The organism is Mycobacterium sp. OAE908 (assembly GCF_017872775.1).
Lineage (GTDB): Bacteria > Actinomycetota > Actinomycetes > Mycobacteriales > Mycobacteriaceae > Mycobacterium.
In genome coordinates, this window is the sequence record NZ_JAGGJL010000002.1 from 752,484 (window position 1) to 771,733 (window position 19,250).

A 19,250-nucleotide genomic window follows, 5' to 3' on the forward strand; every position below is an offset into this window, starting at 1 on the left:
CCGACGTCTAGTGTCGTGCTGTGGCCAGTCAACCCCGTGCCGCCGCGCGCTACGACGGCGACCAGGCCGCGGAGCCCGGCATGCTGGACTTCGCCGTCGACGTCCGCGGCGCCGAGCCGCCATCGTGGCTGGTCGACGCGATTGCCGAGTTCGTGCGATGAGCGTGCCGCTGTCGGAGATCATCGGGTTGCTCGACGCGGCCTACCCGCCCCGGCTGGCTGCGGACTGGGATTCGGTCGGCCTGGTGTGCGGCGATCCGGACGAACCGGTCGAGACGGTGACCGTGGCCGTCGACGCCACCGCTGCCGTCGTGGCCGAGGTGCCCGACCGCGGAATGCTGCTCGCACACCATCCGCTGCTGCTGCGCGGCGTCGACACCGTCGCCGCAAGCACCGCCAAGGGCGCCCTGCTGCACCAGATGATCCGCACCGGGCGGGCGTTGTTCACGGCGCACACCAACGCCGACGCGGCCGCGCCAGGGGTGTCCGACGCGCTCGCCGATGTGCTCGGGTTGACCGTCGAGGAGGTGTTGGAGCCGATCTCCGTCGGTGCCGGCGTGGACAAATGGGTGGTGTTCGTGCCCGCCGATGCCGCCGACGCCGTGCGGGAGGCGATGTTCGCCGCCGGCGCAGGCCACATCGGCGACTATTCGCACTGCAGCTGGAGCACGCCGGGCACCGGGCAGTTCCTGCCGACCGAAGGCGCGTCGCCGACGATCGGCACGGTCGGCAGCGTCGAGCGGGTTCCCGAGGATCGGGTCGAGATGGTTGCGCCTGCGCGATTGCGCGCGCATGTGCTGGCCGCGTTGCGGACCGCCCATCCGTACGAGGAGCCTGCGGTCGACATCTTCGGGCTGGCCACCGTTCCCGGCGATGTGGGACTGGGTCGAGTCGGCACGTTGCACAGGCCAGAGCCGTTGTCCGCGTTCGTATCCCGTGTCCATGACGCGCTGCCTCCGACGTCGTGGGGGGTGCGGGCCGCAGGTGATTCGGAGGCGACGGTGTCGAGGGTCGCGGTGTGCGGGGGAGCGGGTGACTCGCTGCTGAACACCGTCGCCGATGCGGGCGTGCAGGCGTATGTCACCGCGGATCTACGTCATCATCCTGCCGACGAGCACACGCGGGCATCGGATGTCGCGCTTGTCGACGTCGCGCACTGGGCCAGTGAATTTCCGTGGTGTAGGCAGGCGGCCGACCTGCTGCGCAGCCATTTCGGCGACGCGCTGCCGGTGCGCGTGTCGGCGATACGCACCGATCCGTGGAATGTCGAGAGAAACAGGACATGAAAGCTGAAGTAGTTCAACAACGTTCGCTGCTCGAACTGGCCCAGGTCGACGCCGAGCTCAGCCGCCTCGCGCATCGCGGCAAGAACCTGCCTGCACAGCAGCAGCTCGAAGACGCTCAGACGGCGCACCGGGAGGCCAACGACCGGTTGGCCGTCGTGCAGATAGCGCTCGAGGACCTTGACGGACAGGTGGCCAAGTTCGAGTCCGAGATCGACGCCGTCAGGCAGCGCGAGGACCGGGACCGCGGCCTGCTTGCGGCGGGCACCATCGACGCCAAGCAGCTCACCGACCTGCAGCACGAACTCGAGACGCTCGAGCGGCGCCAGTCCAGCCTGGAAGACTCCCTGCTGGAAGTGATGGAGCGCCGCGAGGAGCTGCAGGGGCAGCAGGCGACTGCGCTGGCCGAGATCGACGAGCTGCAGACGAAACTGACCGATGCCCAGAGCGCATGCGACCAGCAGCGTGCCGAGATCGATCAGCAACGCCACCAATTCGTTTCTCGCAGAGACGAACTCGCGGCGTCCCTGGATCCTGAACTGGTCGGGCTGTACGAACGCCAGCGCGCCCACGGCGGGCCCGGTGCGGGGCTACTGCAGGGGCGACGTTGCGGCGCGTGCCGGATCGAGATCGACAAGGGCGAGTTGGCCCGCATCTCGGCTGCCGCCGACGACGAGGTGCTGCGCTGCCCGGAGTGTGGGGCAATCCTGCTGCGGGTCAAGGGAACCGGCGCGTGAAGGTGATCGTCGAGGCCGACGGCGGGTCACGGGGCAACCCCGGTCCTGCGGGCTACGGGTCGGTGGTGTGGACCGCCAACCGCGCGGCGATTCTGGCCGAAAGCAAGCAGGCCATCGGGCAGGCCACCAACAACGTCGCCGAATACCGCGGACTGATCGCGGGGCTCGAGGAGGCCGCCAAGGTCGGGGCCACCGAGGTCGACGTGTCGATGGATTCCAAGCTTGTGGTGGAACAGATGTCGGGCCGGTGGAAGGTCAAGCACCCCGACATCGCCGCGCTGCATCAGCAGGCCACCGCGTTGGCCGCCCGGTTCGAGCGCATCACCTACACGTGGATTCCGCGTGCCGAGAACAGCCACGCCGATCGGCTTGCCAACGAGGCGATGGACGCCGCCGCTGAAATCGAAGCTGCCGCGGAAGCGCCCGCCCAATCGCAGACGCCCACCTCGCCCGCCGGTTGGATCGGTGCCCGTGGCGCGCCGACCCGATTCCTGTTGCTGCGTCACGGGCAGACCGAATTGTCCACGCAGCGTCGGTATTCCGGTCGTGGTAACCCGGCGCTGACCGACGTCGGCAGGCGGCAAGCGGAGGCGGCCGCACAGTTCCTCGCGCAGCGGGGCGGCATCGATGCCGTCGTGACGTCACCGCTGCAACGCGCTTACGACACCGCGGCTGCGGCGGCGAAAGCGCTGGGCCTCGAGGTCACGGTCGACCATGATCTGATCGAAACCGATTTCGGCGGTTGGGAGGGGCTGACGTTCGGCGAGGCCGCCGAGCGTGACCCCGAGCAGCACCGGCGCTGGCTGCGCGACACCAGCATCGCCCCTCCCGACGGGGAGAGCTTCGACAGCGTCGCCGAACGCGTTCGCCGTGCGCAGGCGCGAATCATCAACGAGCACAACGGCGAGAATGTGTTGGTGGTGTCGCACGTGACACCGATCAAGACCTTGCTGCGGATGGCGTTGGACGCCGGCCCCGGCATCCTCTACCGGCTGCATCTGGACCTTGCTTCGCTGTCCATCGCGGAGTTCTATCCCGACGGCGTGGCCTCGGTACGGCTGGTGAACCAGACCGCCTACTTGTCATCAGCTGTGTAGGTGGAGCCGTTCGCCGTGCACGCCGAATAGGGTGATCGCCTCGACGGGCTCGTCGACGACCCCGAACCAGTGCGGCGTCCACGTCGAAAACTCTACGGCCTCACCGGATTTGATGACAAAGTCCTTCTCGGCGAGGAGCAGCCGCAGCCGGCCGGACAACACATACATCCAGTCCTGGCCTTCGTGCACAGGCAGTTCGGCGGGCGGAGTGCGTCGACGGGCGTTGATCTTGATCTTGTAGGCGTGCAGCCCGCCTGCCGGGCCATGGCGCGTCAGCGGCCAGTACGTGATGTCGTTGTGGGTGTGCGATGCACCCCTGATTCGGGGGTCCTCGGCCTCCGGGGCGCGCAGCAGCTCGTCGGTGCTGACCGACAGCGCGGCGGCCAGGCGGGGGAGATGATCGAGTGCAAGCCGACGCTTTCCGGCCTCCAGCCTGCTCAGCGTCGACACGTCGATGCTGGACCGGGTTGCGACGTCCTCGAGCGTCAGCCCACGCTGCGTGCGCAGCTGTCTCAGCCGCTGCCTGACCCGCAGGTCGAAGTCTTCATTGTCCGAGGTTTTTGCCTCCATGGCAAAACAGTTTGATTGATCGGCGCGAATTTGGGCAAGCTCGGGTCATGGATGCGATGTGGGAATGCGTCGTCGTCGGCGGCGGTGCGGCCGGCTTGAGCGCGGGACTGGTGCTGGGTCGCGCGAGGCGGCGCACGCTGCTGGTCGACGCCGGGCAGCAGAGCAACTTGGCGGCTCACGGAGTCGGCGGGCTACTGGGACATGACGGCCGATCGCCTGCCGACTTGTACCAGCAGGGCCGCAAGGAGCTTGCCGCTTACGCCAGCGTCGAGGTGCGAAACGGTGAGGTCGTATCGGGCCGGCGCGGCGGCGAGGTCTTCGAATTGGAGCTCGCTGACGGCTCGCGTGAACGGACGCGTCGAGTAGTGCTGGCCACCGGCATGGAATACCGGCCACCAGAGGTGAAGGGCCTGCAGGAGTGCTGGGGCACCTCGGTCTTCCATTGCCCGTTCTGCGACGGCTGGGAACAGCGCGATCAATCTCTGGCGGTGCTGGCCCGCGGCGAAAAGGCGATTCACTCGGCGTTGCTGCTGCGGGGCTGGACCGACGACCTGGTCCTGTTGACCGACGGTCCTGCCGATCTGAGCGATGACGACCGAGACCGGCTGGCCGGGGCCGGCGTGAAGATCGACGAGCGATCGGTGGCCGAACTGATCGCGCGTGACGCGCAACTGGAGGCCGTGCAGTTCTCCGACGGTGACCGGCTGCAATGTCGGGGCCTGCTGGCCGCCACCACGCTGCATCAGCGTTCGTCGCTTGCCGAACAACTCGGCGCCGAGCCCGGCGAGGTGACGCCGTTCGGCGAGGCGCCGGTGAAGGTGGATGGCCTGTGCCGCACCACGGCAACGGGCGTCTTCGCGGCAGGCGACCTGAGCACCCAACTGCCACCGTCGGTCGCCTCGGCGATCGCGGCGGGCTCGCTGGCTGGAATGTCAGTGGTGCAGAGCTTATTGGCCGACGAATGCGGACTGCCGGTCCCGGATTGGAGTGAACATGTCGACGCCTGATGCCAAGGAACAGTGGGAGCAGCGCTACGCCGAGAGCGACCGGATCTGGAGCGGCCGCGTCAACGTCCGCCTCGAGGAAGTGGTCACACCGCTTCCCGCCGGCCATGCGCTTGACCTTGGCTGCGGTGAGGGCGCCGATGCGTGTTGGCTCGCCGAACACGGTTGGACCGTTGTCGCAGTGGACATCTCAGAAACCGCGCTGCAGCGCGCGACCGCTGCCGCCGAGGCCAAGGGATTGGCCGACCGGATCGACTTCGTCCAACACGACCTGTCCGACGGTTTCCCGGACGGCACCTTCGATCTGATCTCCGCGCAGTTTCTGCATTCGATGATTCCGTTCGATCGGCCGCGGCTACTCAAGCGCGCAGCGGCCGCGGTGCGCCCCCGGGGAGTGCTTCTCATCGTCGACCACGCGGGGCCGCCGCCGTGGCCGTCGAAACTCGACCATCGCCACCACGAATTCCCCAGTGCCGAGGAGGTTATCGCCGGACTGGAACTCGGTGACGATTGGGAACGCGTACGGGTCGACACCGTCGAGCGTCAGGCCAAGGGCCCCGACGGGGACACCTGGCCGTGGATCGACAACGTCATCGTGCTGCGGCGCCGTTAGCCCGCCAGCGTCGATACTCGTCGGGCATGCACCGCGCACACGGCCGGTACCCCGCAGCGATCGCTGCGGACTCGTCGGCGAAGAACACGCGATCTTTGACATAGCCGCCGCGTGCGATCGCCCGCAGTGCCGACGGACAGTCCAGTCGACCGTAGATCCGGGTCCTGCGGTGGCCGCCGAGAGTGCCGCGGATCTTCACTTCGCGTCGTGGAAGACGAGCCCGAGGGTGACCCGCTCACCCGAGCGGACAGCTGAAACACCGTGTCGCACAGGCGATGCCGACCAGCCCCTGGCTGACTCGACCGGCCGCTCGCGCGTGGTGAATACGAAGCCGTGCCCGAACGGCAACAGTGTCGCGGTGCCGCGGGACTGTGCGCGCGGGCGCTGCTCGACGAGCAGGAACTCACCGCCGGTGTGGTCGACACCCGGTTCGCTGAGGTTGATCACCACCTGAAGCGGAAAAACCAAGTCGCCGTAGAGGTCTCGGTGCAGTGCGTTCCAGTCGCCCTTGCCGTACTTGAGCAAGATCGCTGTCGACTTCTTCTGGCCGGCATCGTGGCAGATGTCCAACCATTCGTCGAGCGTTTCCGGCCACGGCGCGGTGCGACCCAATTTGGTCCACCAATCTCTGGCGATCGGCAGCAGTCGGGGATACAGCGCTTGTTTGAGCGCTTCGATGGGCTCGGGGTAGGGGTGGCCGAAGTACCGGTACTCACCCTCCCCGAACCGGTAGCGCCGCATGTCGATCGTCGCGCGGTACAGGTGATCGTCGGGATAGAGCCCTCGGATCTTGTCCGCCTCCGCTTTGGTCAGCAGCCGGGGTAGCAGTGCACCGCCGAAGTCGTTGACTTCGTTGGTGATTGCGTCCCAGTCACCGGAGTCGACGCGCTTCTGCCATTTCGTCACCGTCATCAGAACAACCTCGCCTCCTTGACCTCGCTCGGCTCCTCCAATTCCAGCAGAAACTGCTTGCGCTCGAGCCCGCCCGCGTAACCCGTCAGCTGGCCGTTGCGCCCGATGACGCGATGGCACGGGACGACGACGCACAGCGGATTGCGTCCCACTGTCTGCCCAACCCCTTGGGCCGTCGTGCCGTCGCCAAGAGCCGCGGCCAGTTCGCCGTACGTCACGGTCTCGCCGTAGGGAATGGTGCTCAGCAGCTGCCACACGCGCTGCTGTGCCGGGTCACCATGCAGCCTCGTTGGCAGATTGAAGCCCCGCGTGCGGCCCGTCAGATAGTCGGTCAACTGTGTCCGAGCCTTCGCGAGCAGCGGGTCGGAGTCCGCGTCAACGCGCCGACCAAGCGTATCCTCGGAAGGCCGAGACCAATGATGCCGGAAGTACAAGGCCGTCAGCGCGTCGCCCTCGGCGACAACGGTGAGCTCTCCGAGCGGGCTTTGAATTACGGCGTGTCGAGTGTTCATACCCGGTAGACGCGGCGCGTTGGCGAAACGTGAGATCGGTGAAACAAGAAAGGCAAGGAGAAATGCTCCTTGCCACTTCTAACTTATAACGCAGAAGAGGGCTTGCGGCAAGACCCGGGTCATGCCGCAAAATCGCTGAGCTACGCCAGAAGTCGATCTAACAGGGGGACTGTGTCAACTCAGGACTACGAAGTAGAACTGGAAGCCGAGCGCGAGTATGTGGCAGCGCTGTACGCGCGACTCGACGTCGAGCGCGAGCGTGCGAAAGATAAATACCGCGCGGCGTTGCGCGCCCCGATTGATGCCCAGAATGGCGGGACGCTGGTCGATCGGGATGTCGAGGTACGCGCGCAGGCCAGGGAGATGTCTCGGCTCAACGTGGCTGACCCGGGGCTGTGTTTCGGCCGGCTGGACAGCGTGTCGGGCGAACGGTCCTATATCGGCCGGATCGGCCTGTTCGACGACCAGAACGACTACCACCCGCTGCTGCTCGACTGGCGGGCGCCCGCGGCCCGTCCGTTCTACGTCGCGACCGCCGCCAGCCCGGAGAACATGCGCAGGCGTCGCCAGTTCCAGACCCTTGGGCGTCGGGTGGTCGATTTCACCGACGAGGTGCTCGGTCGCCCTGACGGCGCAGAGCGCGGCGGACGAGGGGACTCGGCCCTGCTGGCTGCAGTCGATGCGCCACGCGGTGACGGGATGCGCGACATCGTGGCGACGATCCAGGCCGAGCAGGACGAGATCATCCGTCTCGATCATCCCGGGGTGTTGGTCATCGAGGGCGGTCCAGGCACCGGAAAGACGGTCGTCGCGCTGCATCGCGTCGCGTATCTGCTCTACACCCAGCGAGAGAGGATCGAACGCCACGGCGTACTGGTGGTCGGGCCCAATCCGGCTTTTCTGAACTACATCGGCCGCGTGCTGCCTTCGCTTGGCGAGACGAACGTCGTGTTCATGACGATGGGCGACCTGATGCCCGGCCTGAACGTCACCGCCGAGGACAATCCGGATGTCATGCGGCTCAAGGGTTCTCGCGACATCCTCGCGGTGCTGGCGGCCGCGGTCGCCGAACACCAGCGACTGCCGCATGAGCCGATCGAGATCGGCCTGAAAGACGTCACGATGCGGATCAACGCCGAGATCGCCGAATGGGCCATCGAAGAGGCGCGCGCCAGTGGGCTGCCCCACAACGAGGCACGGGCCGTGTTCAGCGAGATCGTCACGTACGTGCTCACCGAGAGGGCGATCGCTCTGGTGGGCCGAGGCTGGCTGACCCGTAACGACGGTGAAGCCTGGGAGAACATGCGCGCGGACATGATCGCCGAGCTCGCCAACAATGACGAGTTCATCGCAGCGCTTGACCAACTCTGGCCGATCCTGACACCCGAAACAGTGCTCGCAGAGCTCTACACGTCGCGTGACCGGTTGCGGGCCGCGGGCGCCGACGAAGCGCTGTGGCGCGCTGACGGCGAGGCCTGGACCGTTTCGGATGTGCCGCTGCTCGACGAGCTGGTGGAGCTGCTGGGTCGCGACAAGCGGGCCGACGACGCCGCGGAGCGGGAGCGCAAAGCCGAAGTGGAGTACGCCGCGGGTGTGCTGGACATGATGGTCAGCCGCGAGGATCTGATGGACGACGAGGATCACTTGCTGGCAACAGACATGCTCTACGGCGAAGACCTGGCCGAGCGGTTCGTCGAGCGCGACACCAGGGATCTTGCCGAGCGCGCGAGCGCCGATCGCGACTGGACCTTCCGGCACGTCGTCGTCGATGAGGCCCAGGAACTGTCCGAGATGGACTGGCGCGTGCTGATGCGACGCTGCCCGAGCCGCTCGTTCACGATCGTCGGCGACCTCGCGCAGCGCCGTTCGGAGGCCGGAGCGAGGTCGTGGGACACGGTCCTGGAGCCGTACGTGCCGGGCCGCTGGGTGTACCGGCCGTTGTCGGTGAACTACCGCACCCCGGCGGAGATCATGACCGTGGCGGCGGCGTTGCTAGCCGAGTTCGCGCCGGGCGTGCAACCACCGGAGTCGGTCCGCGCGTCGGGCGTGGCGCCATGGGCCAGGCGGCTCACCGAGGCCGAATTGCCCGCTGCCATCGAGGAATTCGTCAACGAGGAAGCCGGTCGGGAAGGCACCAGTGTGGTGATCGGACCGCCCGATGTGCCGGGTGCAGTGGCGCCCGCGGAGACCAAGGGGCTGGAGTTCGACGCCGTCCTGGTGGTGGAGCCCGAACGGATACTGGCCGACGGACCACGTGGCGCCGCTGAGCTTTACGTCGCGCTCACCCGGGCCACCCAACGCCTCGGCGTCCTGCACCAGGGGCCGCTGCCGCGGGCCCTGGCGGGTCTTGCCGACTTGTCGTAGGGGTGTGGCATAGTCGAACATGTGTTCGAAGGTGTTGGGGATGGTGAGCTCATCGAGGTGATGGGCGAGGCGACTCGTGAGGAGTCGACGTCGATCGCCCAACGCCTGGCCGCGGTGGCCGAGTTGTATGTCCGGCGCCGGGGTGCGTTGGCTGACCGCCAGTGGTGGTGTGCCGATGATTGTGATGCGGTGGCCGCCGAGGTGTCGGCGGTGCAGAACATCAGCCATGCCCGGGCGGTGGGTCAGGTGCAGTTCGCCTGCAACTTGTGGCATCGGCTGCCGCGGCTGGCGCGGGTGTTCGTGTCCGGGGTGATCGATTTTCGGTTGGTGGCCACCGTCGTCAATCGCACCGAGAACGTCGATGACACAATCATGCCGGAGTTGGATGAGGCGATCGCCGCGCGCTGTGTGAAGTGGATGAAGCTTTCCGGGCCGAAACTCAAGGACCGGGTGGATCAGTGGGTGGCCCGGTTCGATCCGGCTGGGGTGCGGGTGGCGCCGGAGGTCAAAGACAACCGCCACCTGACGATCGAGCCGGGCGTTGCGGGCATGGCCGATGTTCGCGGGCGGGTCACCGCCGACGCGGGTGCGGCGTTGGATCAGGCGTTGGATGCGTTGGCTGCCAGCGTGTGTGCCAACGATCCGCGCACCCACGCCCAGCGCCGCGCTGATGCCGGCTGGGCGCTGGCGCGCCGGGAAGCCGCCCTGGCCTGCCGATGTGGATTAGATGATTGCCCGGCGCCGGGCGAGGGTGTGGCCGTCGATGCTGCGGTGATTCATGTGTTGGCCGAACAGGCCACTGTCGAGGGCCGCAGTGATGCGCCGGGTTATCTGCCCGGGTTTGGGATCTTGCCCGCCGAATCGGTGCGTGAGTTGGCCGCCAAAGCAGAGCTCGACCCGGTGCGGATTCCGGTGGGCCCGCCGGATCCGGGGTATCGGCCTTCGGTGATCACCCGCGAATTCACCCAGTGGCGCGACTTGACGTGTCGCTGGCCGGGCTGTGACCGACCGGTGGCCAAATGCGAGCTTGACCACACCGTGCCCTATCCTGCCGGGTTCACCCATGCCTCCGATCTCAAGCACTACTGCGGTATTCATCATTTGATCAAGACCTTCCACAGCGGCTGGGGTGAGCAGCAATTGGCTGACGGCACAATCATTCTCACCGCCCCGACCGGACACACCTACATCAGCCAGGCCCACGGTGCGGCACTGTTCCCCACCCTGGGCCAATCCACCGGCGAGCTGCCGGTGTCAACCGGCGAGCAGCCCACCCACTACCGCACGTTGATGATGCCGCGCCGCAAGCAAACCCGCGCCCAAGACCGACGCGACCGCATCAACGCCGAACGCCGCCAACGCACCCAACTCATCGCCGAAGAAGAACAACAACGCCAAGCCTGGCTCGCCACCAACTACGAACCCCCACCCTTCTGAGGCGGATGCCACGGCGTCAGGCGTGGCGTCCACGCAGGCACATTGCGGCGGTACTCCGCATATTGCTCTCCGTAGGTACGGAGTAGCGTCGGCTCCTCGTACCAGTGGACGAATGACGCTGTCCGAGGACCGCGGTGAGCAGGCCCACGTACATCGGGTTGCGTACGAAGCGGTTGAACCCCGTCACGGCAAGGCACTCCGTCGGTGCGGCGGGCATCGGCGTCCCACCGGCCCTGGCGAATTGGACGAACGCGTGGATCGGCGGGATGAGGCCGGCCCCGATCAACACGACTCCGAGGACCACACGCAACGGTGGGCTGGACCCCGGGATCTCCCAGTGGGTGATCAACCACGGGCCCAGCCCAACGATGGTTCCAGGGGCCGCCACAAAGAAGGCGGCCGACCCAACCGCTGCGGTCGAGGTTCGCACCTACCCAGTATTGGCGGGGATCTCCGTCAATTGAGTCAGTCGGACGCTGTTGCCGGACGGATCGCGGAATCCACAGTCGATGCCGTACGGCATCTGGTGTGGCTCCTCGGTGAACTCGACGCCGCGCGCCTTCATCTCCTCGTAGCTGGCCTGGCAGTCGTCGGTGGTCAGGAAAACGGTTCCGGCGAAACCCTTCGCGGTGAGGTTGAGCACCTCCTTGCGCGTTGCCTCATCCATCACCGGCTCGCCGGGGACAGCCATCAGCACTATCGACACGTCGTCCTGACCACGCGGGCCGACGGTCAACCACCGGAACTCGCCCATCTCCTCGGGGAACGAAACATCCTGGCGCACTTCCATACCCACCTTTTCGGTCCAGTACTTCAGTGCGACTTCCTGGTCGTGTACCCACAAGTGGGCGCTGGCAACTTTGATCATGTGCACGACGCTACGGTCGGCCGTTGCCGTCCGTCTTCTCCCCGTGTGCTGTCTTCACCCGGCTGTCGGCGGGCCGCCGCGTGTCACGGCGCAGGATGCAACTGGGCACCCGCGCGTGGATCGCGGCGGGCGGCATGCTGGCCCGGTAAGCGGCAGGCGGCTTTCCGTAGACCCGCGCGAAGCTGGTGGTGAACGACCCGACGCTCAGCAGGCCGACCATCACGCAGATGTCTGCCACCGAGCGGTCGGTGTACCGCAACAGCGCAGCGGCCCGCTCGAGACGTCGCGACTGCAGATACGACCGCGGTGATTCGCCGAAGGTGCGGGTGAACATCCTGCTGAAATGGGCCCGCGACAGCCCGGCAGCCGCGGCCAGGTCGTCGACGGTGATCGGCTCGGCGTAACGCGCGTCGACCAGATCCTTGGCCCGCTGGAGATATCGGGCAGGCGGAACCTGCGTCATGCGATCATTATGGTGCGGATGAGTTGGCTGGGCGGCCGCGGACTATGCGCCAAACCATGGGGGGACAGGTGCGGCGGATGGTTCGAGGAAAGTCCGGACTTCACAGAGCAGGGTGATTGCTAACGGCAATCCGAGGTGACTCGCGGGAAAGTGCCACAGAAAACAAACCGCCACCGGCGACGGTGGTAAGGGTGAAACGGTGCGGTAAGAGCGCACCAGCATTCCGGGTGACCGGAGTGGCTAGGCAAACCCCACCCGAAGCAAGGCCAAGAATGTCGCAGAGGGGGGCGACAGCGCAGACGCCCGAGGGCTGCTCGCCCGAGTCTGCGGGTAGGCCGCTTGAGGCACCCGGCAACGGTGTGTCCAGATGGATGGTCGCCGCTTCGCCGCCGTGGTAACACGCGGCGGCGAGGGACAGAATCCGGCTTACAGGCCAACTCATCCGCCCGCTCGGCTTAGCGCTTTTTGCGCACCGAGCGGTCCAGCTTCTTCAGCGCCGCGTCGAGTTGGGCGCGCGATCGGCGTGCCAGGTCGTCTTCGAGTTGATAGAGCAACCCATAGGTGAAGGTGTCCTCGCCCGCGGCGTGCGCGGCCTCGGCCTGGTGGCTCAGATGGGTGCGACTGACCACACTGTCCTGATGGTCACCGAGCAGCGTCTGAATCGTCTTCGCGCGCCCGGACACTTTGTCCGCGCCGGTGGCTGCCGCGGTGTAGCGAAGCCGCTTGGCGCCCTTGCGGATTCGATGCAGGGCCTCGTCGCGGTCCTCCTCGACCGCATGCGCGGCACGCTTGGCGGCCTTGCGCACCCGGCGGTATGCCGAGTCGATCGTCAACTCGGCTGGCTCCTCGCCGGGGGGCGTCGGCGGCGGCTGGGCGGCCACCAGGCCCTCCAACGCATCCAGCAGCCGGAAATAGCGTTGCGACCGCATCGCGATCAGCGACCGTCGCCAGCCGGACTTGTAGTGCTTCTTCGCGCCTTCGACCAGGCGCTCGCGCACCGGCCCGCGCACCAACTCGGCGGGCAGGTCGTCGAGCGCCTTCTCGTAGCGCTCGGCGAGCACCTCGGCGTCGCGTGCCACACCCAAAACCGCTGCCAATTGCCGCAACTCGTCGAGCACCCACGCGTCGTCGCTGATGCCGAAGGCTCCCTCCGACGCCTGCAACAGGCTGCGGATCTTGCGTGTAGTGACGCGCATCTGGTGCACCGAGTCGTAGACGTCGGCGCGCACCGCCCGATCCCATTCCACCAGCTGCTCGACTTGCTCGGCGACCGCGCGGTGCACCGGGTCGGCGGACGGCGCGACCGCATCCGCTCCGGCGGTCTCCTCGCGGTCGAGAACGCGCGCGAGCTTCGAGCCGTGTGCGGCCGGTGCCGCCCCCGCGTCGAGTAGCCGGTGCGTCAGCCGGTCCAGCAGGTCGTGATCGCCGCCGTCGGCGAGCTCCAACTCCCACTCGCGCCATTGCTGCTCGGCGTCCTCATCGTCGTCTTCGGCGCGGGCCACGACATGGTCGTCGCAGAACTCCGCGACCGCTGCGCCGTCTGGTCCGTAAAGCATGTCGACGGTGCGGGTGGTCGAGATGCGCGCGACGGGAGCGACGGGCCGGTCCCGCACGATGGCCAGCACGACGTCGAGCAATTCATTTGGAACTGTGTCGCTGCCCTCGTCGCCGAGCGGCGCACGCACCTCTGTGCGGGCATCGGGTCCGGCAGGCAGCTTGAGGTGCCAACCCGCGTCAGTGCCCCCGGTGCGGCGCCGCAACGTGACTCGGCGGGCGGCGAGGTCATGGGCCGGCGTGTCGAAGTAGACCGCCTCGAGGTGCTGCACCGGCTTGCGGGCTACACGGGCGACCGAGGACAGCCCCTCGAACGAAGGGCTGACCGTCGACTCGAACACCTCGAACTTGCGCTCGACCTCCAGATACCTGGAATTCGCCTGGTCGCTGGATTTCGCCATAGTGCAACACAGCGTGCCATACGAAAGCGAACGGCTTCAGGACGCTCGGCGGAATTCCCCGGCCTCGTCCCACGCCCTGCGCTCGGCTGAGAATGCGACGGCCTGCTGTTGACGGAACGCGGCGATGCTGGCGTCGTTGTCGGTGAGGAAATCCTGATAGTCACCGAGCGAGAACTTGCCGTCGTCGATCGCGACGTCGCCGCGGCCAGCGGCCATCTCGGCACGCAGGTGTAGCAGCTCGTCGGCGCTCACCGGGTAGAAGCTGATTCGATCGAAATACCGTAGCAGCCAAGGTGTTCCGGGTTCGAACGACTGAGCGCTGCCCGGATGGCAGTGATTCCAGACCTGAGTGGTACGGCCGACGAACTGATAGCCGCCGGGGCCCTCCATGCCGTAGATGCACAGGTATGCGCCGCCGATGCCGACGGCGTTCTCCGGCGTCCAGGTGCGCGCCGGGTTGTACTTCGTGGTGACAAGCCGGTGACGCGGATCCAGGGGAGTGGCGACCGGAGCGCCCAGGTAGACGTCGCCCAGCCCGAGCACCAGATACTCCGCGTTGAACACGATGTCGTGCACCTGCGCCACATCGTCGAGACCGTTGATGCGCCGGATGAATTCGATATTCCACGGGCACCACGGCGCATCGGCCCGCACGCCGTGCATGTAGCGCTGAATGGCTTCGTGCGTCGCAGGGTCGTCCCACGACAACGGCAACCGGACAGTGCGACTCGGCACGACCAGCTGATGTGACGGGGGCAGCTTGCCGTCGAGCCCGGCCAGTAGGTCGGTCATTTCGGCGATCGACATCGCGGATGGATCGAACTGCACCTGCAGCGAGCGGACCCCAGGCGTGAGCTCGATGATGCCCGGAATGTCTTGGGCGAGCAGGTGTTCGTACAACACGTGCACCCTGGCCCGCATCACCAGGTCAAGCGTCATCGGCCCGTACTCGACAAGCACTCCGCCGTCGCCGGCGCGGCGCAGGGTCACGTCGGTGCCGTCGGAGGCGATGAACCGGCTGAGCACACCGTCGTCGTTGTCGCTCGACGTCGAGATCACCAGTGGGAATGACGCGCGTCGATCCGCGTCGATGGTGCGTAGCGACGGCGCCCTGTCGGCGCGCACCGGTACAAACCGCACGGTGTCGCCCGGCGCCATCTGGCCGAGCTTCCAGCGCTCGGCGGCGACCACGGTGACCGGGCAGACGAAACCGCCGAGGCTCGGCCCGTCCGGCCCGAGCAGGATCGGGGTGTCGCCGGTGAAGTCCAAAGCGCCTACGCAGTAAGCATTGTCGTGAATGTTCGACGGATGCAGTCCGGCTTCGCCGCCGTCGCTGCGCGCCCACTGCGGTTTCGGGCCAACAAGACGAACCCCGGTGCGATCGGAGTTGAAGTGCACGGTGTAGTCGGTGCCGATGATCGTCTCGATGTCGGCGCGGGTGAAGAACTCGGGCGCTGCGTGCGGGCCTTCGGTGACGGCGATCTCCCAGCGGTGCCCGATGCTGGGCTGCTCGTCGATCGCAGCGCGGGCGGGACGGCCGTCGAGCGGTCCGGAATCCGGGGCTGCCGTGAGCACGTCGCCTTCGCGCAGCGGTCTGCCGTCGTGTCCGCCGAATGTGCCGAGTGTGAATGTGGCTGTGCTGCCGAGGTATTCGAGTTCCTGTAGGCTGCCTGCCACCAACACGTAGCAGCGCATTCCGGGACCGGTCAGCGTCGCGACATCCAGCACTGAGCCGGCGGGGACCGCGATCGACTGCCACTGCGGCACTGGCGTTCCGTCCAGGGTCACGACAACCGGCGCGCCGGTGACGCACACTCGTCCACCATCCGGAAAGCGAAGGGCGGGACCACCTCTCGTGCATTCCAGCCCTGCGGCGCCCTCCGGGTTGCCGAGCACGCGGTTCCCGATCCGGAACGACAGATCGTCCATCGGTCCTGACGGTGGCACGCCGACATGCCAGTAGCCGATGCGGCCGGGCCAGTCCTGCACGGTGGTCAGCATCCCGGGCCGCACCACCTCGATGGCACTCATCGGGCCGAGATCACCATCCGCACGGGTGTGGGGTTGAAGCCGTTGCAGGGGTTGTTGATCTGCGGGCAGTTCGACACCAGCACGAGTGTGTCGCGGTCGGCGCGCACCGAAAGCGACTTGCCCGGGGCGGAAAGCCCGTCGACGATGCCGAGCGTGCCGTCGGCCTCGACGGGCACGTTCATGAAGAAGTTGATGTTCGGCACGATGTCGCGCTTGCCAAGCCCCCATCGGGCGCCCTCGGCCAAAAAGTTCTCGGCGCAAGCGTGTTGGTGCACGGTGTGATGGCCGTAGCGCAGCGTGTTGGATTCCTTGGAGCATGCGCCGGCGATGGTGTCGTGGTTGCCGACATCGTCGGCGACGATCGTCATCAGCGGTGTGCCGTCGGCGGCCCGCAGCACCGAACCGGTGCTCAGGAAGATGTTGCGCTGCGCGGCAATGGTGGCTTGTGCGCTGTAGCGCAACCGGTAATCCACCTCATCGCCGGCGACGCCCCAGAGCAGGGTGTCGACCGCCTGATTCCCGTGCAGATCGATGATCTGCAGAGTCTGGCCTGCCCGCACGATCGCCGACCATGGCGCACACGCATCCACCACCTCGTCGGCGATGACGGTCAGTTCTGTCGTTGTCATTTGCTTGCCTCACTGGTTTGCGCTGCGGCCCAAGTGCTTTCGGTGTTGAACAGGGCACGCAGGTATTCGGGTTCGTCGTTGACCGGGGTGGTCAGCTGTTCACCCGCGCGCCAGGCCAGCACGTCGAGACCGGTCAGCGCGGGATCGGGGTCGAGGGGATGAGCCGTGTTGACGAGAGCGACCACCACAGGCAGGTGAATGAGCAGATCGACTGCCGCCCCCGGTCCAGCCGACCCAGTGAAGCCCAGCGACCCGTCGTCGCCGACGCGCACGCCCTTGAACAGCGACACCGATGGCGCAACGTCGCGCAGATCGAGGCCGTGCTTGACGGCGGCCAGCAGCATCTTCGCCCGCCCGGCATCGGTCATGCCGCACAACGTGTCGTGATGGCCCGAGCTGTCTGCGACCACGGTCGCCAACACCCTGCCCTGATCAGACAGCAGCGGATGCCCGACGCCGAGGTATGCCTGCCACGGCACCTTCACGGTGTCGGCCAGGTTGAGTCGCTCCCATGGCGCGTCTGAGCGAAAGAGCAGCAGATGTGCGCACGCGCCGCCGTCGGGGTCGATCAAGCGGAGGCGGGTGCCGCGGCCAAGGACTTTGGTCGCATATGAGCCGGGAGGTACAGCCTCGGCCCACAGCAGCCGCGACGGTTCGAGGTCGGGCGGCGTGGCGGGAATCCGCATGGCGGCGGTTTGTACCTGAGACCGGGCGTGGTCGCGCGCCCCTGTCGTCGATTCGGTACCCAAGGTCGGCTCCTGTCCGAATAACTGTCACTTGAAAGTTTTCAGCGCAGCGATTCCACCCGCGTATCGCGGCTGTTACGAGTGCGTTGACTGTATTTCTATCAAATGACAGGTATTAGGGCCACTCGAGTCAGGCTCGCGGCGTCTCGTGTAGCAACCCGATCACAGCGACGACGCTCGATGCTGCCGCAAAAGCGATTTGCGCCACCATCAGTGCGTACGCCGCCCACGTCCACCGCTTCACGTGTTGAAACTTCTCCGGTGTCAGCTCGCCTTCGTGGTGAAACGGCGGGAACACGACAAGACCAACGGTTATGACGAGGGTGGGAATCAGCAGCCAGGCCGCCCACCTGTCCGAGCAGTTCGGGTTTCCCGTTTGCAGTGCAGTAGCAACAAAGGTCGCTGCGGTTGCCGCCGCGAAGGTCACCACCAGTTTGGCTGTGTTGATCACATGACGTGAATGGGCTAACTCTCGGTCATACGCCTTTTGCCGCTCCGGCGAGTGCTCGTTCACGCCAGTCCTCCCCCTTCGCCGATCTCCTGAGTATCCCAATCTCAGTGCGAGAATGGGGCCATGCGCAGCGACGGCCGTGGACGCCCGAGGCTGGAGCAGTCGCGGCGACCGGGTAAGACCGCGCGTGAGGAGATCCTCGACGCGGCAGCCGAACTCTTTACCGACCTCGGTTACGCGAGCACATCGACGCGGAGGATCGCCGATGCCGTCGGCGTTCGACAGGCCTCGCTGTATCACCACTTCGCCACCAAGGACGACATCCTCGACGCCCTGCTGACCGGCACGGTCGACGAGCCGTTGCGGCTGGCCGCCGAACTCCTCGGCGAGAAGGGCCCGGCCGCGCCACGACTGCACGCGTTGGTCGTCGCTGATGTGACCCAACTGTGCGCCAGTCGCTGGAATCTGGGCGCGTTGTATCTGCTTCCCGAGTTGCGCCTGGATCGCTTCGAACAGTTCCGACTGCGGCGTGCCGAACTGCGCGGCCGGTATCGCAGCATCTCGGCCGAGGTCATCGCGGAGTACGACGGGCCAGCCGATGCCGACGATCTGCCGTTTCGGCTGGTCGAATCGGTGATCAACAGGCGCTCCGACGACATCGATTGCCCCGACGAGCAGGCATGGGTGATTGCCGACGGTGCACTGCGCACATTGGGGTTCGCCGGCGACTTCGCCAAACTTCACAAGGCGACGGCCGCCCGGCTGGGGTTTGCCGATACAGTCCAGGTGTGACCGAATACGAGACCATCAAGTTCGAGCAGTCCGGGCCCATCACACGGATCACGCTGAACCGTCCAGATGCCGCAAACGGCATGAACGACACCATGACTCGCGAACTGGCCGATGCTGCCAAGCGTTGCGACACACCATCCACCAAGGTGGTCGTCATCACCGGATCGGGCCGGTTCTTCTGCGCCGGAGGGGATCTCAAGTCGTTCGCGGCCGCGCAGACCCGCGGTCCGTTCATCAAGGTCGTCGCCGACGAACTGCACCGCGCCATCTCGACGTTCGCGCGGATGAACGCAGTGGTGATCACCTCGGTCAACGGTGTCGCGGCCGGCGCAGGGTTCTCGCTGGCGGTCACCGGCGATCTGGTGCTGGCAGCGGAGTCTTCCTCGTTCACGATGGCCTACACGCGCGCGGGGCTGAGCCCGGATGGCAGTTCTTCGTACTACCTGCCGCGGCTGATCGGCATCACCAAGACCAAGGAGTTGATGCTGACAAACCGCACGCTTGGCTCGCAGGAGGCGTCGCAGTGGGGTTTGGTCACCGAGGTGGTGCCCGACGCGGAATTGGCCGCCCGCACCGATCAGCTCGCCAGCCAAATGGCCGCCACCGCAAGTGAATCCAACGGCGGTGTGAAGAACCTTCTGCTGTCCACGTTCTCCGCCGGCCTCGAAGAGCAGATGGAACTCGAGGGCCGGGTGATCGCGAAGCTGGCGGACTCCGCCGACGGCCGCGAGGGCATCGACGCGTTCCTGGCGAAGCGCAAACCCGAGTTCCAGTAGCGGTAGGCCGA

Annotated in this window: 21 protein-coding genes, 1 other RNA gene and 1 pseudogene; 11 read left to right on the forward strand and 12 right to left on the reverse strand. The window is 66.6% G+C overall.

Annotated elements, in window-relative coordinates; genetic code table 11:
- Positions 1 to 20: 20 nt before the first annotated feature.
- The 4 genes from J3E61_RS28775 to J3E61_RS28790 are packed head-to-tail and all read left to right on the forward strand — an operon-like array spanning position 21 to position 3,116.
- Positions 21 to 161, forward strand: coding sequence for a hypothetical protein (locus tag J3E61_RS28775; RefSeq protein WP_210086779.1), 141 nt, complete (start codon positions 21 to 23; stop codon positions 159 to 161).
- Positions 158 to 1,285 carry a Nif3-like dinuclear metal center hexameric protein gene (locus J3E61_RS28780; RefSeq protein WP_210086184.1) on the forward strand — a complete coding sequence of 376 codons (1,128 nt, stop codon included), beginning with the start codon at positions 158 to 160 and terminating at the stop codon, positions 1,283 to 1,285. Before J3E61_RS28775 ends, J3E61_RS28780 begins: the two co-directional genes overlap by 4 nt.
- Positions 1,282 to 2,019 (forward strand): zinc ribbon domain-containing protein, encoded by a 738-nt coding sequence (locus J3E61_RS28785; RefSeq protein WP_210086185.1) that lies wholly within the window; start codon positions 1,282 to 1,284, stop codon positions 2,017 to 2,019. Before J3E61_RS28780 ends, J3E61_RS28785 begins: the two co-directional genes overlap by 4 nt.
- On the forward strand, positions 2,016 to 3,116 hold the full coding sequence (locus J3E61_RS28790) for a bifunctional RNase H/acid phosphatase (RefSeq protein ID WP_210086186.1): 1,101 nt from the start codon (positions 2,016 to 2,018) through the stop codon (positions 3,114 to 3,116). Before J3E61_RS28785 ends, J3E61_RS28790 begins: the two co-directional genes overlap by 4 nt.
- Here J3E61_RS28790 and J3E61_RS28795 read toward each other — a convergent pair.
- Entirely contained in the window at positions 3,105 to 3,686 is a 582-nt protein-coding gene (locus J3E61_RS28795; RefSeq protein ID WP_210086187.1) for a helix-turn-helix domain-containing protein, read from the reverse strand. The genes J3E61_RS28790 and J3E61_RS28795 overlap by 12 nt on opposite strands.
- 47 nt (positions 3,687 to 3,733) lie before the next feature.
- Between J3E61_RS28795 and J3E61_RS28800 the strand changes: the two genes are divergently transcribed.
- Complete coding sequence (locus J3E61_RS28800; RefSeq protein WP_210086188.1) at positions 3,734 to 4,693, forward strand: NAD(P)/FAD-dependent oxidoreductase; 960 nt, start codon at positions 3,734 to 3,736, stop codon at positions 4,691 to 4,693.
- Positions 4,680 to 5,303 carry a methyltransferase domain-containing protein gene (locus J3E61_RS28805; protein ID WP_192723166.1) on the forward strand — a complete coding sequence of 208 codons (624 nt, stop codon included), beginning with the start codon at positions 4,680 to 4,682 and terminating at the stop codon, positions 5,301 to 5,303. The genes J3E61_RS28800 and J3E61_RS28805 overlap by 14 nt, the downstream gene beginning before the upstream one ends.
- Here the strand turns inward: J3E61_RS28805 and J3E61_RS28810 are convergent.
- The 3 genes from J3E61_RS28810 to J3E61_RS28820 are packed head-to-tail and all read right to left on the reverse strand — an operon-like array spanning position 5,281 to position 6,727.
- A complete protein-coding gene (locus tag J3E61_RS28810) occupies positions 5,281 to 5,502 on the reverse strand; it encodes a metal-binding protein (protein ID WP_210086189.1) in 222 nt (73 codons plus the stop codon). The genes J3E61_RS28805 and J3E61_RS28810 overlap by 23 nt on opposite strands.
- Positions 5,499 to 6,215: a 2OG-Fe(II) oxygenase gene (locus tag J3E61_RS28815; protein WP_210086190.1), complete on the reverse strand. Its 717-nt coding sequence runs from the start codon at positions 6,213 to 6,215 to the stop codon at positions 5,499 to 5,501. Before J3E61_RS28815 ends, J3E61_RS28810 begins: the two co-directional genes overlap by 4 nt.
- Complete coding sequence (locus tag J3E61_RS28820) at positions 6,215 to 6,727, reverse strand: methylated-DNA--[protein]-cysteine S-methyltransferase (RefSeq protein WP_210086191.1); 513 nt, start codon at positions 6,725 to 6,727, stop codon at positions 6,215 to 6,217. The genes J3E61_RS28815 and J3E61_RS28820 overlap by 1 nt, the downstream gene beginning before the upstream one ends.
- 171 nt (positions 6,728 to 6,898) lie before the next feature.
- Between J3E61_RS28820 and J3E61_RS28825 the strand changes: the two genes are divergently transcribed.
- Together J3E61_RS28825 and J3E61_RS28830 are read left to right on the forward strand one after the other, a co-directional pair.
- Positions 6,899 to 9,091, forward strand: a complete 2,193-nt coding sequence (locus J3E61_RS28825; RefSeq protein ID WP_210086192.1) for a DUF2075 domain-containing protein — start codon at positions 6,899 to 6,901, stop codon at positions 9,089 to 9,091.
- 21 nt (positions 9,092 to 9,112) lie between these two features.
- Complete coding sequence (locus J3E61_RS28830) at positions 9,113 to 10,528, forward strand: HNH endonuclease (RefSeq protein ID WP_210086193.1); 1,416 nt, start codon at positions 9,113 to 9,115, stop codon at positions 10,526 to 10,528.
- On the opposite strand, the pseudogene J3E61_RS28835 reads toward J3E61_RS28830, so the two are convergent.
- From J3E61_RS28835 to J3E61_RS28845, 3 genes and pseudogenes are all read right to left on the reverse strand, one after another.
- Positions 10,507 to 10,958: pseudogene (locus J3E61_RS28835) on the reverse strand (isoprenylcysteine carboxylmethyltransferase family protein). The gene J3E61_RS28830 and the pseudogene J3E61_RS28835 overlap by 22 nt on opposite strands.
- Positions 10,959 to 11,396 carry a VOC family protein gene (locus tag J3E61_RS28840; RefSeq protein ID WP_210086194.1) on the reverse strand — a complete coding sequence of 146 codons (438 nt, stop codon included), beginning with the start codon at positions 11,394 to 11,396 and terminating at the stop codon, positions 10,959 to 10,961. It abuts the pseudogene before it with no gap.
- 10 nt (positions 11,397 to 11,406) lie between these two features.
- Positions 11,407 to 11,859, reverse strand: a complete 453-nt coding sequence (locus J3E61_RS28845) for a helix-turn-helix domain-containing protein (RefSeq protein ID WP_192723158.1) — start codon at positions 11,857 to 11,859, stop codon at positions 11,407 to 11,409.
- Positions 11,860 to 11,878: 19 nt separating this feature from the next.
- On the opposite strand from J3E61_RS28845, the gene rnpB reads away from it, so the two are divergent.
- Positions 11,879 to 12,304: RNase P RNA component class A (gene rnpB / locus J3E61_RS28850), an RNA gene on the forward strand.
- 10 nt (positions 12,305 to 12,314) lie between these two features.
- Here rnpB and J3E61_RS28855 read toward each other — a convergent pair.
- The 5 genes from J3E61_RS28855 to J3E61_RS28875 form a co-directional block, all read right to left on the reverse strand.
- Positions 12,315 to 13,814 carry a CYTH and CHAD domain-containing protein gene (locus tag J3E61_RS28855; RefSeq protein ID WP_210086195.1) on the reverse strand — a complete coding sequence of 500 codons (1,500 nt, stop codon included), beginning with the start codon at positions 13,812 to 13,814 and terminating at the stop codon, positions 12,315 to 12,317.
- Between the two features lie 36 nt (positions 13,815 to 13,850).
- Positions 13,851 to 15,845 carry a 5-oxoprolinase/urea amidolyase family protein gene (locus tag J3E61_RS28860; protein WP_210086196.1) on the reverse strand — a complete coding sequence of 665 codons (1,995 nt, stop codon included), beginning with the start codon at positions 15,843 to 15,845 and terminating at the stop codon, positions 13,851 to 13,853.
- A complete protein-coding gene (locus J3E61_RS28865) occupies positions 15,842 to 16,474 on the reverse strand; it encodes a DUF1989 domain-containing protein (RefSeq protein ID WP_210086197.1) in 633 nt (210 codons plus the stop codon). Before J3E61_RS28865 ends, J3E61_RS28860 begins: the two co-directional genes overlap by 4 nt.
- Positions 16,471 to 17,223 (reverse strand): DUF1989 domain-containing protein, encoded by a 753-nt coding sequence (locus J3E61_RS28870; protein ID WP_210086198.1) that lies wholly within the window; start codon positions 17,221 to 17,223, stop codon positions 16,471 to 16,473. Before J3E61_RS28870 ends, J3E61_RS28865 begins: the two co-directional genes overlap by 4 nt.
- Before the next feature lie 127 nt (positions 17,224 to 17,350).
- Positions 17,351 to 17,734, reverse strand: a complete 384-nt coding sequence (locus tag J3E61_RS28875) for a hypothetical protein (protein ID WP_210086199.1) — start codon at positions 17,732 to 17,734, stop codon at positions 17,351 to 17,353.
- A 60-nt stretch (positions 17,735 to 17,794) separates the two neighbouring features.
- Here J3E61_RS28875 and J3E61_RS28880 point away from each other — a divergent pair, with 60 nt between their 5' ends.
- Positions 17,795 to 18,463, forward strand: coding sequence for a TetR/AcrR family transcriptional regulator (locus J3E61_RS28880; RefSeq protein ID WP_210086200.1), 669 nt, complete (start codon positions 17,795 to 17,797; stop codon positions 18,461 to 18,463).
- A complete protein-coding gene (locus J3E61_RS28885; RefSeq protein WP_192723151.1) occupies positions 18,460 to 19,239 on the forward strand; it encodes an enoyl-CoA hydratase/isomerase family protein in 780 nt (259 codons plus the stop codon). Before J3E61_RS28880 ends, J3E61_RS28885 begins: the two co-directional genes overlap by 4 nt.
- Positions 19,240 to 19,250 lie beyond the last annotated feature (11 nt).

Coding starts and splice junctions, on each gene's coding strand:
- J3E61_RS28780 (WP_210086184.1), top strand. CDS start 158: ATGAGCGTGCCGCTGTCGGAGATCATCGGGTTGCTCGACGCGGCCTAC.
- J3E61_RS28785 (WP_210086185.1), top strand. CDS start 1,282: ATGAAAGCTGAAGTAGTTCAACAACGTTCGCTGCTCGAACTGGCCCAG.
- J3E61_RS28795 (WP_210086187.1), bottom strand. CDS start 3,686: ATGGAGGCAAAAACCTCGGACAATGAAGACTTCGACCTGCGGGTCAGG.
- J3E61_RS28800 (WP_210086188.1), top strand. CDS start 3,734: ATGGATGCGATGTGGGAATGCGTCGTCGTCGGCGGCGGTGCGGCCGGC.
- J3E61_RS28805 (WP_192723166.1), top strand. CDS start 4,680: ATGTCGACGCCTGATGCCAAGGAACAGTGGGAGCAGCGCTACGCCGAG.
- J3E61_RS28815 (WP_210086190.1), bottom strand. CDS start 6,215: ATGACGGTGACGAAATGGCAGAAGCGCGTCGACTCCGGTGACTGGGAC.
- J3E61_RS28820 (WP_210086191.1), bottom strand. CDS start 6,727: ATGAACACTCGACACGCCGTAATTCAAAGCCCGCTCGGAGAGCTCACC.
- J3E61_RS28840 (WP_210086194.1), bottom strand. CDS start 11,396: ATGATCAAAGTTGCCAGCGCCCACTTGTGGGTACACGACCAGGAAGTC.
- J3E61_RS28845 (WP_192723158.1), bottom strand. CDS start 11,859: ATGACGCAGGTTCCGCCTGCCCGATATCTCCAGCGGGCCAAGGATCTG.
- J3E61_RS28855 (WP_210086195.1), bottom strand. CDS start 13,814: ATGGCGAAATCCAGCGACCAGGCGAATTCCAGGTATCTGGAGGTCGAG.
- J3E61_RS28860 (WP_210086196.1), bottom strand. CDS start 15,845: ATGAGTGCCATCGAGGTGGTGCGGCCCGGGATGCTGACCACCGTGCAG.
- J3E61_RS28865 (WP_210086197.1), bottom strand. CDS start 16,474: ATGACAACGACAGAACTGACCGTCATCGCCGACGAGGTGGTGGATGCG.
- J3E61_RS28880 (WP_210086200.1), top strand. CDS start 17,795: ATGCGCAGCGACGGCCGTGGACGCCCGAGGCTGGAGCAGTCGCGGCGA.